General features: G+C 40.3%; 13 protein-coding genes. 9 read left to right on the forward strand and 4 right to left on the reverse strand.

The window, feature by feature from the left end; translation table 11 throughout:
* Positions 1-32 precede the first annotated feature (32 nt).
* Entirely contained in the window at positions 33-590 is a 558-nt protein-coding gene (locus tag BVH02_RS09355; RefSeq protein ID WP_223271848.1) for a transposase, read from the reverse strand.
* Positions 591-694: 104 nt separating this feature from the next.
* Between BVH02_RS09355 and BVH02_RS21750 the strand changes: the two genes are divergently transcribed.
* The 5 genes from BVH02_RS21750 to BVH02_RS09380 all read left to right on the forward strand — a co-directional run bounded on the left by BVH02_RS21750 (position 695) and on the right by BVH02_RS09380 (position 4498).
* Positions 695-1645: a glycosyltransferase family 39 protein gene (locus BVH02_RS21750; RefSeq protein WP_223271847.1), complete on the forward strand. Its 951-nt coding sequence runs from the start codon at positions 695-697 to the stop codon at positions 1643-1645.
* Positions 1615-2220 carry a hypothetical protein gene (locus BVH02_RS21755; protein ID WP_223271846.1) on the forward strand — a complete coding sequence of 202 codons (606 nt, stop codon included), beginning with the start codon at positions 1615-1617 and terminating at the stop codon, positions 2218-2220. The genes BVH02_RS21750 and BVH02_RS21755 overlap by 31 nt, the downstream gene beginning before the upstream one ends.
* 71 nt (positions 2221-2291) lie before the next feature.
* Entirely contained in the window at positions 2292-2588 is a 297-nt protein-coding gene (locus tag BVH02_RS09365; RefSeq protein ID WP_086501180.1) for a nucleotidyltransferase family protein, read from the forward strand.
* The gene (locus tag BVH02_RS09370) at positions 2581-2919 is read left to right on the forward strand and encodes a HepT-like ribonuclease domain-containing protein (protein WP_086501181.1); all 339 of its coding nucleotides are present in this window, start codon (positions 2581-2583) and stop codon (positions 2917-2919) included. Before BVH02_RS09365 ends, BVH02_RS09370 begins: the two co-directional genes overlap by 8 nt.
* A gap of 574 nt (positions 2920-3493) precedes the next feature.
* A complete protein-coding gene (locus tag BVH02_RS09380; RefSeq protein ID WP_086501183.1) occupies positions 3494-4498 on the forward strand; it encodes a DHH family phosphoesterase in 1005 nt (334 codons plus the stop codon).
* Positions 4499-4697: 199 nt separating this feature from the next.
* Here BVH02_RS09380 and BVH02_RS09385 read toward each other — a convergent pair whose 3' ends face one another.
* Both BVH02_RS09385 and BVH02_RS09390 read right to left on the reverse strand, forming a co-directional pair.
* Positions 4698-5495 carry a hypothetical protein gene (locus BVH02_RS09385; protein ID WP_086501184.1) on the reverse strand — a complete coding sequence of 266 codons (798 nt, stop codon included), beginning with the start codon at positions 5493-5495 and terminating at the stop codon, positions 4698-4700.
* A gap of 490 nt (positions 5496-5985) precedes the next feature.
* Positions 5986-6936: a helix-turn-helix transcriptional regulator gene (locus BVH02_RS09390; protein WP_143244197.1), complete on the reverse strand. Its 951-nt coding sequence runs from the start codon at positions 6934-6936 to the stop codon at positions 5986-5988.
* A gap of 137 nt (positions 6937-7073) precedes the next feature.
* Here BVH02_RS09390 and BVH02_RS09395 point away from each other — a divergent pair, with 137 nt between their 5' ends.
* Positions 7074-7568, forward strand: a complete 495-nt coding sequence (locus tag BVH02_RS09395; RefSeq protein WP_086501186.1) for a DinB family protein — start codon at positions 7074-7076, stop codon at positions 7566-7568.
* A 174-nt stretch (positions 7569-7742) separates the two neighbouring features.
* Here the strand turns inward: BVH02_RS09395 and BVH02_RS09400 are convergent, their stop codons facing one another.
* On the reverse strand, positions 7743-8612 hold the full coding sequence (locus tag BVH02_RS09400) for a LysR family transcriptional regulator (protein WP_086501187.1): 870 nt from the start codon (positions 8610-8612) through the stop codon (positions 7743-7745).
* A gap of 98 nt (positions 8613-8710) precedes the next feature.
* On the opposite strand from BVH02_RS09400, the gene hutH reads away from it, so the two are divergent.
* From hutH to BVH02_RS09415, 3 genes are all read left to right on the forward strand, one after another.
* Positions 8711-10276 (forward strand): histidine ammonia-lyase, encoded by a 1566-nt coding sequence (gene hutH, locus BVH02_RS09405; RefSeq protein WP_086501188.1) that lies wholly within the window; start codon positions 8711-8713, stop codon positions 10274-10276.
* Positions 10277-10398: 122 nt separating this feature from the next.
* Positions 10399-11637 carry an imidazolonepropionase gene (gene hutI / locus BVH02_RS09410; RefSeq protein ID WP_086501189.1) on the forward strand — a complete coding sequence of 413 codons (1239 nt, stop codon included), beginning with the start codon at positions 10399-10401 and terminating at the stop codon, positions 11635-11637.
* A gap of 130 nt (positions 11638-11767) precedes the next feature.
* Positions 11768-13771 carry a urocanate hydratase gene (locus BVH02_RS09415; protein WP_086501190.1) on the forward strand — a complete coding sequence of 668 codons (2004 nt, stop codon included), beginning with the start codon at positions 11768-11770 and terminating at the stop codon, positions 13769-13771.
* Positions 13772-13839 lie beyond the last annotated feature (68 nt).

The raw sequence follows: 13839 nt of genomic DNA on the forward strand, positions 1-13839 counted from the left end.
TGTCCACACAGACCAATAAAAGCAATCAAAAGTTAAAACCTATCCATGTAATGAGTCAAGAAACCGAAATTATCAACTCCAACCTCATAAAAACGAGCTGAAGACCACCTATAGCTTTCAGGTCTATCAACTATGCCCCATCTCTCATGCAGAGGATTATTGTGGAGATAGGTTAGCTTTTGCTCCAATTTCTCCCTCGAATCCATCAAAATAGCTAAAGGATCACGTTGCCAGACACGAAAATTCCTTTCTCCATCTTCCACTTTAAATAAAGGCAACAATTCTGGACTATAAAGCTTCAAATCCTTTACGATCATGTGGCTTGTAAACTTATTAAAACTAGCATGAGGCATTTCTTTACCATTAGGCTCCTTCATTTCCCAAATCACATGTAAATGGTTTGGCATAATCACGAATCCATACACAATTACTAATCCCCTCGTGACTAGATTTCGCCATGATAAAATGACAATCTCTTTATATTGATCATGATTCAACAGGCATTTCCAATCCTTAATTGTATCCGTCCAAAAATACACTTCATCAAAATCCATTCGAGAATTTCGGTATTTACTCTCTTGATGTTCCATATTTTATTCTTTTTAATGAAAATACAAAAATGGTCTGTGAGGACACAGACCACGGTAAAGAAGATGCTCTATACATTTGTGCCAACCCAATTTTTAAATTCCCTATGAACCAGCGAAACCTATTTTTATTCGGATTCATACTCATCAAGTTTATCCTTCAATACCTGCTGATAGATATAGGTTACGACTTGCATCGGGACGAATACCTTCATCTAGACCAAGCGCATCATCTGGCTTGGGGATATATCTCGGTTCCTCCTGTGACTTCCTGGTTTTCTTACCTGATTTACCTGCTTGGAAATACTGAATTCTGGGTCAAGTTCTTCCCTGCGCTCTTCGGCACATTGACTATTATGCTGGTTTGGAAGGCAATAGAAAGACTTGGCGGCAATTTATATGCTCAGTCCTTGGCGGCGATTTGTCTGATATTTTCTTCTTTAGCTAGACTCAATATTCTATTCCAGCCCAATTCTTTTGATATTCTGGCTTGGACTTTTGTGCTCTTCGCCATGCTTTGCTTCATCCAAACTGGTAAAAACAAGTGGCTCTACTGGCTGGGAATCGGTATTGGTTTTGGTTTTCTGAATAAATACAACATCGACTTTCAAGTACTGGGATTATTGCCTGCTTTGCTGCTGACTTCAGAGCGGAAGATCTTCAAAAACCCACACTTCTATACTGCTTTTGCGCTAGCATTTTTGATTGCCTTACCAAACTTGATATGGCAATGGCAAAATGATTTCCCTGTGCTCTGGCACATGCGCATGCTGAGTCAAAATCAGTTAGTGAATGTGAATCGAGTTAATTTTCTGAATGATCAATTTTTCTTCTTTTTCGGGTCAAGTTTTATTCTCCTTTTGGCGCTGATTTCCTATTTCACTTACCCTCCTTTCGAAAGTATCAGGTTTTCTTTTGGGCGACATTTTTCACTTTGGCGATCTTCACTTACCTCAAAGCCAAAAGCTATTACGCCATCGGCCTCTACCCTATTCACTTTGCATTTGGTGCGATTTATCTTTCTCACTTGCTGTACAAAAGCTGGGGTAAATATCTGAAGCCAGTAGTGATGATTATTCCGATAGCATTATTTATTCTCGCTGCTCCGATTTCATTTCCTATAGGAGATCCAGAATACCTTAAGGGCGTCCAATCTCGCCATCCTGAACTGATGGAAAATCGCTGGGAAGATGGTGAAATTCATGACTTGCCACAGGATTACGCGGATATGCTGGGCTGGAAAGAGCTTGCGGAGAAAGTTGATCTTGCCTATTATAAAGCTCCTCCAGATGAGTACACGATAATCATCTGCGACAATTATGGGCAAGCTGGCGCGATTAACTTTTACACCAAAACCAAAGGATTACGAGCAGTTACTATGAATGCCGACTATGTCAATTGGATAGATCTAAGCAGGGAAATCAAGAATGTGATTTTGGTAAGAGAAGTGGAAGATGGTGTTAGCGAAAGAGAAATCTCCTTCTTCGAAAAATCTGAAGAGATAGGAACCATTACCGATCCCAATGCCCGTGAATACGGAACGATCATTCAGCTACTTCTCGGTGCTAAAACTGATATCAATGGAATTTTAGCAGCTGAAATTGAAGAGAAAAGAGCGGAGTTGAGAGACTGAGAAATTTGAGATGCGACCTCTACAAGAATATACCAAGTAAAAGAGTTTGTATATTTGATAAACCACAGAAAATGACCACGAAGGAAATTATATTGGAAAAACTCAGGTTGAATAAACCCCTACTGTCTAAACTTGGAATTCGAGAAGTTGGTTTATTCGGTTCCTATTTGCGGAATGAGAATACTATTTCTAGTGATATTGATTTGCTTGTAGATTTCGATCCGGAAAAGGAAACATTTGACAACTTCATGGCTGCTTACGATTTATTTGAAAGCATATTTAAAAATCAGAAAATAGAAGTAGTCACAACCAATGGATTAAGCGAACATATCGGCTCTAATATTTTAAGGGAGGTGCAATATGTCTAAAGATTCTATTAGCTATCTGCGACATATTTCTGATGAATGCAACTATATCCTTTCTGTGAGTAAGGAGCTTCCTTTTAATGATTTTATTGAAGATGAGACTTTAAAAAGAGCAATTGTTCGCAGTTTGGAAATAATTGGCGAGGCTACCAAGAAAATCCCATCAGATCAAAAAGTTAAGTGGAATACCATACAATGGAAAAATATGGCCGGCATGAGAGATAGGCTCATTCATGATTGTATGGGAGTAAATTATTCCATTGATTGGGATGTAGTAAAAAATAAAATCCCCGATGTACACAAGCAAATTCAGATCATTCTGACTCAATTTTAAAGTAAAGAAATCACTCCAGCTCAAATAAATGGATGAACTCTTTCAATACATCGCATGCCGAATCAAGCGTCTTAAAAAATCCAATAGTTTAATCACATTTACCTTTTTACTTGTAGGAGTTGGTATTATAACCTGGAAATACTCATACTATTCAGCAATAACGACAGTTTTCATTTTTACTTCGGCACTAACTCTGTTTGATCTAATTCTTAATCTCAAATTCTACTTATACCCATTAAAGAAAAAGTCGAGTTTTGACAAGGGACAAAAATTATTCACATGGATTTTGATTGCAATTATCGTAGTAATACAGTGCATTTTATGGAATAGAAGAATTACCATCTTGACTATCGGTATTGGTTTAACTTACGCAGTTGTATTAAAAATTATTTTATTCTATAAATCAATCTTTCGATGAACCTTAAACTATAGTGCCCATTGTGCACCAAGTGGGAATATAAACCCCTAATTCAATACTTTTAAGTCTTCACTTTTGTTCCTTTGCATTCCAAAGAACCTTCACCCACCTCGTTCTTCCTTATCAAAGCTTAATTTTCCAGTACAATCCCCATTCATGAACACGTTCAAACAAATAGAAGCTGAAATTCTAGCAGCATCAAACATCCTTATTACTGCCCACAAATCTGCCGATGGTGACTCTGTCGGTTCTTCTTTGGGACTATTGCATTTTATAGAAAAGTTTGGAAAAAAAGCTATCATCTGTCATCCTGACAAAGCTCCAGATTTTTTGGATTTCCTTGAGCTCTCTTCCATCACGGTGATGGATCAGGAACCTGAGAAAGTAACCGCAGCATTTCAAGAAGCAGACCTCATCTTTTGTCTGGACTTTAACGCAACAGACCGTGTAGGAAAAAGAATGCAGCCCTTGCTGGAATCAGCAACTTGTACCAAAATCATGATTGACCATCATCTAGACCCGCAGGATTTCGCTTCTATTACAGTATCCGACACCTCAGCATCATCTACGGCAGAGTTGATCGTTGAACTGATCGAGCAGTCTGGAAATGGAGCTTTATTGGACGAAAAAATCGGTAATCCCTTGTACCTAGGAATTTTGACTGATACGGGTAGCTTTCGCTTCAACTCCGTCAAGCCTAGAACTCACGAGGTGCTAGCAAAATTGCTTGCTGCAGGCGTAAAACATCACCTCATTCATGAATTGCTGAATGACACGAATACTGCATCTCGTCTTCGTCTACAGGGATTTGCTATGAGCCAAAAAATGGAGATCAAGGAGGAAAACACTGTGGCTATAATTTCTCTTACTAAAGAAGAACTGGAAAAGTATCAGTACAAAAAAGGAGATACAGATAGTCTAGCCAACCTTGCGCTGTCCATCAAAGGGATGAAAGCTGCCATGGTCTTTTCGGAACGAGACGGCATTATCAAGATTTCCTTCCGCTCAAAAGGCAAAGAGAATCCAGTAAATGTCCTGGCTGCAACTCATTTCGATGGTGGTGGACACGCAAATGCATCTGGAGGAATGAGTGCACTCTCCATGCCTGAAACTTTGGATAAAATCAAAAGTCTAGTTCCTGAGTATTTTACTTTAGTGTAATTAAGTTCTCAAGGTTTGATTGGAATAAAACCAGGAATTTAAGAATAGTAAGAAAACGTTCGAGGTCTGAAAAAAGACCTCAAACGTTATTTCAGCGGCCTCTGCGAAACCTTCGTGCCCTTTGCGGTAAAAAATAAAAAAAACTCCTTGCGAAATCAATCACACGGAGTTTTAAGTTTCAGGCTTAATCGTTTATGGATTAGTCTTTCAAAGTCACTGTTCTAGTTACGTCATTGAATCCACCTGGGATCAAAGTTCCGTCTGCATCCAACAATTCCAATTTGATAGTCACCTCACCTTTTGCAAGGCCTTTGATTACATAAGGAGCCCAGTCAGTGATCATGAATTCCTGACCGTTGATGGTTGCTCTTACTTTATTTCCAGTTTCAGAAAGTGTGGTGTTTAACAAGAAGAAGTCAAGCAATAAGTTCTCAGTATCAGCACCGCTATACTCACCTTTTGGACGGCTGTAAATCATGGTTGGCTTAGCAAAATCAACATTCAAATCATCACTTGCTTTGCCAACTACCATTTTCTTAGCAATAAAAGACTTAGAGTTTTTCACAGATTCATGATATGATCTGCTTAAAAATGCCACTAGGTAGTGAGTTCCTTCTGGCATTTCTCTTTTGAATTCTGCTTCATAATGCGCAGAATACGGTTGGTTATCTAATATGAAGTGAATATGCTGACCTTGGTCGGAGTTAGCCAAATTCTCAGCCATTCCATTTCGCTCAGTTACTTCTCCCAACTTATAGTCTTTCACATCAAATGCAAAGTCTACTTCACCCGCTTTTGCAATGGTAGTGTTTGTAGGCTTCTTTAAAGTTAAAGAAGAGGAAGAGTATGCTGGAGTATCGGTAAACTTCTCAATAGAAATTTCGGCAGGAGTATTCATCTCCATCTCTACAACCTCTTCACTTTCTACTTTTTTCGGCTGGCAACTTACCGCCATCAGCAATGCTACAGCAGCTGTACCTAATATCTTGATGTTCATAATTTTCAGTTTTGGTGTTAAAATTTTCTTTTAAAGTCACAAATGACATTCCAACGGTAGATCGGATGAAATTTGAACTCAAAGTTATTCATATCATGAGACATTCTATAATTTATGGCTTTTGATTTCACTTTATAATTCGAATAAATAGACCTTTAGGCATAACAAAAGCTTAATTATAAAGCTTAATCTAACTAGTATAAAAACGGAAAGTCCTACTGTAAGAAGCTTTAGATTTTCTTATAATTCTTACCATGCAAGCTGTATTCTTCGATCAAAAGTGTAACAACTACCCGAACTGGGGAAATCCATCTCTTAAATCAAGAATATTAATCATCACTGAATTCACTTTTAGAAGAGTTTAAGAAATTAGAAAATCATTTTTTTTACGAAGTCTATACTTCCCATTTAAAAATTGCTTTTTCCAGTCAACGAAAACATCCTAAAAGATCCCAATTACTCTTAAATATCCCATTGTTAAATATACTTTTCACTCCTGCATTTGTTTGATCTCATTAAGCAATTCACTCAACCGAACTCGTAGAATTGTAGGCTTCTTAATCACAACCATATCTCCCAGAGAGATCACCCAGCGCACAAAACCCTCAATAGAAGAATTCATAAAAGTCATCACGGTTCTTTCCCCAACCTTTTCCTCAGACACAAAACCATTATTGTATTTGGAGTTTGCGAGGTATTTCAATGACCCATCAGGCACTTCTAGCACAATTTGATGGAGTTTTTGTTCCCCAGCAACTTTGTCCAAATAAGACTGTAAGGATGGATGCTTGGCTGTGGAATACGAAATATCTGTAAACCTAAATTTGCTGAATCTATCTAATCGAAATGTACGGTAATCCCTACGCATTCGACAGAATGCCATCAAATACCATTGCTCGTAGGAATGAAACATACCAACAGGTTCCAACTCTCTCTCTGTTATCTGCTCTGGATCGAAAGTAACGTAGGTGGTAGCTACAACATTTTTATCAGAAATAGCCTGAAGCATGAATTGAAAAGCTTTGCTAGATTGATTCATGTTTGGTGAAGAACTCGACTTCAACACTTTGATTGTATCCTGCACTTCCACCAGTAAATCCTTTTCGGTAGATTTTAACACCGCTTTAATTTTAATCAACGCATTATTGAAATGCTTGCTGGTTTGCTCACCCAGCGCTTTTTCCATCAATTTCTCTGCTACCAACATTGCCAATGCCTCCTCTCTGCTAAACATGATGGGTGGAAGTCTATACCCCTCAACCAACGAATATCCCTGCCCTGCTTCACCAATGACTGGAACTCCTGACTCTTCCAGAGATCTCACATCTCTGTAGATCGTGCGCAAACTCACCTCAAAACGAGCAGCTAGCTCGGAAGCACGAACAGTTCTCTTGGATTGCAGATGCGTTAGTATGGCTGTAAGTCGATCTATTCTATTCATGGAAAAAAAGTAAAAGGCTAGTAAGTAAAGAAACTTGAAAAAAATTAAAAAAATTTTCAAATCTCAAAATCCTACTGACATAGGGTTGACACTATGCGGTTGTTTATTTGAGTATTCTTAAACAAAATATATCCACAATGGAAACGACAACATCATCATCAAGCGCTCAAATCATCAACAAAGATCAATTATTCACCCACTGGCTAGGACATCGCAAAGTCACCCGCAGGACGCTGGAAGCTTTTCCTGAGAAAGAATTATTTGAATTCAGCATAGGCGGAATGCGGACTTTTGCGCAGCTCATGAAAGAAATGCTGGCTATGGATAGTGCCACCGCTAGAGGTTTGGCCACGTCAACTTGGGAAGCGCTTGACGAGGAAAAAGCCGAACTGACTACCAAAGCTGATCTGCTTGCGAGCTGGGATCAATCAACAGAGAAAATCCAAGAATATTGGAAGGATATTACGATGGAGGAATTTCAGAAGCAAATCAAAGCCTTCGGACAATATGATGGCACAGGCTACAGCATTCTATTTTATATCATAGATAATGAAATCCACCATCGCGGCCAAGGCTTTGTCTATTTACGCGCACTGGGTATTACACCTCCAAATTTCTGGGAGCAATATTGACATGATTTTTTTTTTTAGGACTAAGCTCAGGTTTATGAGTCGGCTGATATCAATTTTAGGAAAAACAAGCATTTCATCTCCTGAAAAATCACACGCAACAAACAGCTATTCCGGATATTCTCCGATAGATATTTAGGCAAAATACCCTCTACTATAACGGAGGGTATTTTGAGTTTACTCTAACAACGGTAATACTTGCATCAACGCAGGATTACGATTTTCGGCTTTCCAGATGGCAGACAGCTCGGTAAACTGACGAATATCGGGAATCTCCATAAAGCGTACATTCAGCTCATACCCTTCCTTCAGGGAAGTCGGCACTATCGCCACTCCCATTCCATTTTCCACTAATTTAAAGATCGTCAAGGCATGAACAGACTTATGTCTGATCTTCGGAGAAAAACCGGCATCTCGGCAAATTCCAATAATTTGCTCGTAATAGAGATTGCTATAATCAGAAGAAAAAAGCACGAAAGACTCGTCCTGAAACTGAGCTACTGAAACAAATTCCTGCTTCTGAATTGGATGATTTTTTGGCACAACCAAAGAAAAGCTATCTCTCAAAACAACCTTCATCTCGAGATCACTTGGCACGGAGGCCAACCGAACAAATCCCAAATCCAGTTTGTCCTTTTCAATCATTTCCACCTGCATAGAATTGCTCAACTCTTCCAAACTGGTGCTGATCAAGGGCTGATTCGAATTGAGTTTTCCAAGCAAATCTGGCAAAATCTGATTGGATGCAGAGCCTAAGAATCCAATCCTGAGCTCCCCTATTTTCCCAGCTGCGATCAACTTCAACTGATTTCTGGTGAGATCAAGATGATTCATAACAAAATCTACTTCTCCTTTTAGAAATACCCCAGCAGATGTTAACTCTACATGCTTTTGATCTCTATCAAAAAGTTTTACTTCCAGCATTTCCTCCAATTGCTTGATTTGCCTACTCAATCCAGGTTGCGAAATAAATAAGCGCTCAGCTGCTTTTCGGAAATTTAATTCCTCGGCAACAGCTTTAAAATAATTCAAATGTCTCAACTCCATGATGCTTCAAAGGTATCACATCATGACCATATTGATATCAATACTTATCACTCTAGGGTGATATCTTTGTGAAGACCCTGAATCTAAACCCGATTATAATGAACACTTTCCGATACGGCCAAGACCAACTGACAGTAGGAACCGCTTTGCAACTCGCTAGAAAAGAGATAAAAGGAGTTATAAGCTCAGAAACGCTAGACAAGGTTAAAGCTTCCGCTTCGGCGGTTGCCACTATTGCGAAAGGAGAAAAAGCAGTCTATGGTATTAATACGGGTTTCGGTCCACTTTGTACCAGCAAGATTTCTACAGCTGACACACAGACTTTGCAGGAAAACCTCCTAAAAAGTCATGCTGTTGGGTTAGGAGAACCAGTTCCTCTTGAAATCTCCAAGTTGATGCTTGTCCTAAAACTTCAGGCCTTAGCTCAAGGATTCTCCGGAATTAAGCTAGAAACTTTGGAGAGAATGATTTGGATGCTGGAGAATGACGTGATTCCAGTTGTCCCTATTCAAGGCTCAGTGGGTGCATCTGGTGATTTAGCTCCCCTTTCACATTTATTTTTGCCGTTGTTAGGTTTGGGAAAAGTGCATTATGAAGGCAGCATTGTGAAAACCTCAGAACTTTTTGCGAAGCTCAATATTACTGCACTTCACCTAGGTCCCAAAGAAGGTTTGGCGCTGATCAACGGCACCCAATTCATGGCTGCTTATGGAGTAAAAGTCGTCGATCGACTGCACAATTTGCTCGTTCATGCTGATATCACCGGCGCGATGATGATCGAAGGATTGATGGGTTCGATCAAGCCTTTTTCGCCCGAATTGCATCAATTAAGACCATTCGCAGGAAATCAGCATGTGGCTCAGAATATTTTGAATTTGCTTCATGAGTCTGAAATCGTCAATTCTCACTTGAACTGCGCGAGAGTGCAGGATCCATATTCTTTGCGCTGCATGCCGCAGGTTCATGGCGCTTCGCGAAATGCTTGGCTTCATCTGAAAGATACCATCGAAATTGAAATCAATTCAGTGACTGACAATCCAGTTGTTTTCAATGAAGATCACACGATTTCCGGTGGAAGTTTTCATGGGCAACCCATCGCTATACCATTGGATTATGCTTGTCTTGCGGCTTCGGAACTAGGAAATATTTCCGACAGGAGAATCTATCTTTCTCTGGTTGGAGATACGCCTGGAGTACCAAAATTGCTCATGAAAGAAACAGGCTTAAACTCTGGACTAATGATTCCGCAATACACCACGGCTGCTTTAGCTTCAGAGAATAAAGGACTTTGCTTCCCCGCTTCTGCCGACAGCATCCCAACTTCCCTAGGTCAGGAGGATCACGTGAGTATGGGATCGATTGGAGCGAGAAAAGCCTTACAAGTCATTGGAAATGTGGAGAAAATCTTGGGAATTGAGCTATTTTATGCTGCTCAAGCGATGGATTTTCATGCGCACTTGAAATCTGGAAAAGTAATGAATGCGATCTACGAACGAGTTCGTGAACGAATCAGTCCAGTATTCAACGACCGTGTGATGACCGAAGATATGGAAGCGGCGATTGAGATGGTTCAAAGTGGAGAGCTGATCGAAATCGCAAATAAAGTAGCAAAAGAGGAAGGCTTGCCTTTTGAAACCAAGTGGAGTAACTTATTCACCTGTTGAAATCTAGCCTTCTAGTAATCTTGAGTAATTCTGCTCACTGATGATTGCAGAGAAGGCTGCAGGCTGGTGCGGATCATCTCTGATCATCTGCTGGAAATTCACAATAACTGCAGGAAATAAACATGAAAAACACAATATTAATCGGCCCATTTACTCAACTGCTTACACTTGACAAACTTCCGCTAAAAGGAGCTTTAATAGATGAGCAATTGGAATTATTGGGAAATGCAGGAATTCTTATAGAAGGAAATGAAATCTTGGAAGTTGGCGAATACACTGTTTTATTGGAAAAAGCTGCTTTACTAAATGCTGAGATAATAGAGCTTATAGGTGAATACGTAGCACTTCCTGGCTGGATAGATTGTCATACACATATTTGTTTTGGCGGCAGCCGTGCAAAAGATTTCGCTATGCGGAATGCTGGAAAATCCTATCTGGAAATCGCACAATCTGGGGGTGGTATTTGGGACACGGTGACACAAACAAGAAATCTCAATCAGTCCGAACTTACAGAAAGAACCATCGCAAATGCAAATCGTCATCTAAGCGAAGGTGTTACGACGATTGAAGTGAAAAGCGGTTATGGATTAACCGTCGCTGAGGAATTAAAAATGCTGCGAGCTATCAAGGAAGCAGATCAGAAAACTGAAGCCGATTTGTACCCAACTTGCCTAGCGGCTCACATGAAGCCAAGGGATTTTGAGGGAAGCAATTCAGAATATCTCAAACTAATTAGTGAGCAACTTTTCCCAATTCTGAAATCAGAAAACCTTACAAATCGCATCGATTCATTTATTGAGAAAAGTGCTTTTTCTCCAGAAGAGATCGAGCTTTATTATCAAAAAGCGAAAGACTTAGGGTTTGAAATAACTGTTCATGCAGACCAATTCACAGCTGGAGGATCTGAAGTTGCTGTGAAATTTGGCGCAAAATCAGCGGACCATTTGGAAGCTTCAGGTGAGTCAGAAATTGAGCTTTTAGCAAAATCAGAAACTGTAGCAGTAGCACTTCCGGGCGCTTCAATAGGTTTGGGTTGTGGGTTTACTCCGGCTCGAAAGATCTTGGATCTTGGAGGATCATTAGCAATTGGTAGCGATTGGAATCCAGGCTCCGCACCTATGGGAGACTTGGTGACACAAGCTTCCATTTTGGCAACATTCGAAAAACTCAGCACAGCAGAAGTGCTGGCAGCACTCACTTTTCGAGCAGCAGCAGCTTTGGGCTTAGAAGATCGCGGAATTTTAAAAGCAGGATCACTGGCAGATTTTAACCTTTATCCTATAGCCGATTTTAGAGAGATTCTATATCAACAAGGGAAAATGAAGCCCGCTCAAGTCTGGAAGAAAGGAAATAAAATCTAAGACAATAGACTTAAGACATTAAAACCAAGATCCTAGACATGGCAATCTTTTAAGTAAGAGTTTGAGTTTATAACAGAAGATTGAAGAACAGATCATACTCGTAAATCCCAAATCGTAATTCGTAAATCCAATGGTTTTTCAAGATCAAATTCAACAAGGAATACCTTCACAGCTCCCTTCCAAAAAATATAGAAGTAGAACTTTGAGTCATGCTCCAAAGCGAAAAGATATTTTGAATCTCGATGAAAAGAAACTGGCTCTCAGGAATGCACTGCGCTATTTCCCTAAGGAATGGCATGTGGAATTGGCAGAGGATTTTTTAGCGGAGCTCAAGGAATTTGGTAGAATTTACATGTACAGATTTATGCCTGAATACGCCATTCATGCTAGACCTATTCAGGATTATCCAGCTAACTGTCAGCAGGCAGCAGCAATTATGCTGATGATTCAAAACAATCTAGATCCGGCTGTTGCTCAGCATCCTGAGGAATTGATCACTTACGGCGGAAACGGCGCGGTTTTCCAAAACTGGGCACAATATCTTTTGGTGATAAAGTATTTGTCTGAAATGACAGATGATCAAACCCTTCACATTTATTCTGGTCACCCAATGGGGCTTTTCCCTTCTTCACCAGAGGCACCACGTGTAGTGGTCACGAACGGCATGATGATTCCGAATTATTCGAAGCCTGATGACTGGGAGAAATTCAACGCACTTGGAGTGACACAATACGGGCAAATGACTGCTGGTTCGTTTATGTACATCGGGCCACAAGGGATTGTTCACGGCACTACCATTACAGTGATGAACGCTTTTCGTAAGAAATTGAAAGCAGGAGAAAAGCCAGCTGGCAAGATATTTCTAACCGCAGGTTTGGGCGGAATGAGTGGAGCGCAGCCTAAAGCAGGAAATATCGCTGGTTGCATTACAATCTGCGCTGAAGTAAATCCTGCCGCAGCAAGAAAACGATATGAGCAAGGTTGGGTAGACGAACTCATTGAAAATATAGATGAGCTGGTATTCCGAACTCAACTTGCCAAGCGCAACGAGGAAGTGGTATCTATCGCTTTTATAGGGAATATCGTCGATGTTTGGGAGAAATTTGACCATGAAAACATATTCATAGAGCTTGGTTCTGATCAAACATCACTTCATAATCCTTGGGCTGGTGGCTATTATCCAGTGGGGATTTCTTTCGAAGAATCGAATAAATTGATGGCTGCACATCCTGAAATCTTCAAGGAGAAAGTTCAGGAAACTCTACGTAGGCATGCAAACTCCATCAACAGACATGTAGCGAAAGGCACTTACTTCTTCGATTATGGAAATGCTTTTTTGTTGGAAGCATCAAGAGCAGGCGCTGAGGTAATGTCAGAAAACGGCATTGATTTCCGGTATCCTTCTTATGTTCAAGATATTTTGGGGCCTATGTGCTTTGACTATGGTTTCGGGCCTTTTCGCTGGGTTTGTACTTCCGGAAAGACCGAAGATTTGAGAAAATCCGACCAGATTGCTGCTCGAGTATTGAAAGAAATCATGAAAGATTCCCCTGCTTCAATCCAGCAGCAAATGCAGGATAACATTACTTGGATCGAGGAAGCCGAAAAAAACAAACTGGTCGTGGGATCTCAGGCTCGAATCCTCTATGCAGATGCAGAAGGTCGGGCGAAAATTGCGCAGGCATTCAACAGTGCTATTTCAGCTGGAGAAATCTCTGCACCAATAGTCCTAGGCCGAGATCATCATGATGTCAGCGGAACAGATTCTCCTTATCGTGAGACAAGCAATATCTACGATGGAAGCAAATTCACTGCTGATATGGCAATTCACAATGTAATTGGTGATAGTTTCCGTGGCGCCACTTGGGTTTCTATCCACAATGGCGGAGGCGTAGGCTGGGGAGAAGTGATAAATGGAGGCTTCGGTATGCTCCTGGATGGGACAGAGGAAGCTGAGAGAAAGCTAAAGTCAATGCTATTTTACGATGTCAACAACGGAATTGCAAGACGTGCTTGGGCGAGAAATTCAGGTTCTTTGGAAGCAATCCAACGCGAAATGGACCGAAGTCCTGGATTGAAAGTGACCTTGCCAAATCTTGTGAATGATGATATTTTTGGATCAATTGAATTCTAAAAAAAACCAGAAATAGGAATTTCAATACCGATAATAATACTGCTTGTGGAGAAGAAGGAAGTTATCTG

It is taken from the genome of Algoriphagus ratkowskyi, assembly GCF_002150505.1.
GTDB classification, from domain to species: Bacteria; Bacteroidota; Bacteroidia; order Cytophagales; family Cyclobacteriaceae; genus Algoriphagus; species Algoriphagus ratkowskyi.

Coding starts and splice junctions, on each gene's coding strand:
- hutH (WP_086501188.1), top strand. CDS start 8,711: ATGAACACTTTCCGATACGGCCAAGACCAACTGACAGTAGGAACCGCT.
- BVH02_RS09380 (WP_086501183.1), top strand. CDS start 3,494: ATGAACACGTTCAAACAAATAGAAGCTGAAATTCTAGCAGCATCAAAC.
- BVH02_RS09385 (WP_086501184.1), bottom strand. CDS start 5,495: ATGAACATCAAGATATTAGGTACAGCTGCTGTAGCATTGCTGATGGCG.
- BVH02_RS09355 (WP_223271848.1), bottom strand. CDS start 590: ATGGAACATCAAGAGAGTAAATACCGAAATTCTCGAATGGATTTTGAT.
- BVH02_RS09390 (WP_143244197.1), bottom strand. CDS start 6,936: ATGAATAGAATAGATCGACTTACAGCCATACTAACGCATCTGCAATCC.
- BVH02_RS09370 (WP_086501181.1), top strand. CDS start 2,581: ATGTCTAAAGATTCTATTAGCTATCTGCGACATATTTCTGATGAATGC.
- BVH02_RS09400 (WP_086501187.1), bottom strand. CDS start 8,612: ATGGAGTTGAGACATTTGAATTATTTTAAAGCTGTTGCCGAGGAATTA.
- BVH02_RS21750 (WP_223271847.1), top strand. CDS start 695: ATGAACCAGCGAAACCTATTTTTATTCGGATTCATACTCATCAAGTTT.
- hutI (WP_086501189.1), top strand. CDS start 10,399: ATGAAAAACACAATATTAATCGGCCCATTTACTCAACTGCTTACACTT.
- BVH02_RS09415 (WP_086501190.1), top strand. CDS start 11,768: ATGGTTTTTCAAGATCAAATTCAACAAGGAATACCTTCACAGCTCCCT.
- BVH02_RS09395 (WP_086501186.1), top strand. CDS start 7,074: ATGGAAACGACAACATCATCATCAAGCGCTCAAATCATCAACAAAGAT.
- BVH02_RS09365 (WP_086501180.1), top strand. CDS start 2,292: ATGACCACGAAGGAAATTATATTGGAAAAACTCAGGTTGAATAAACCC.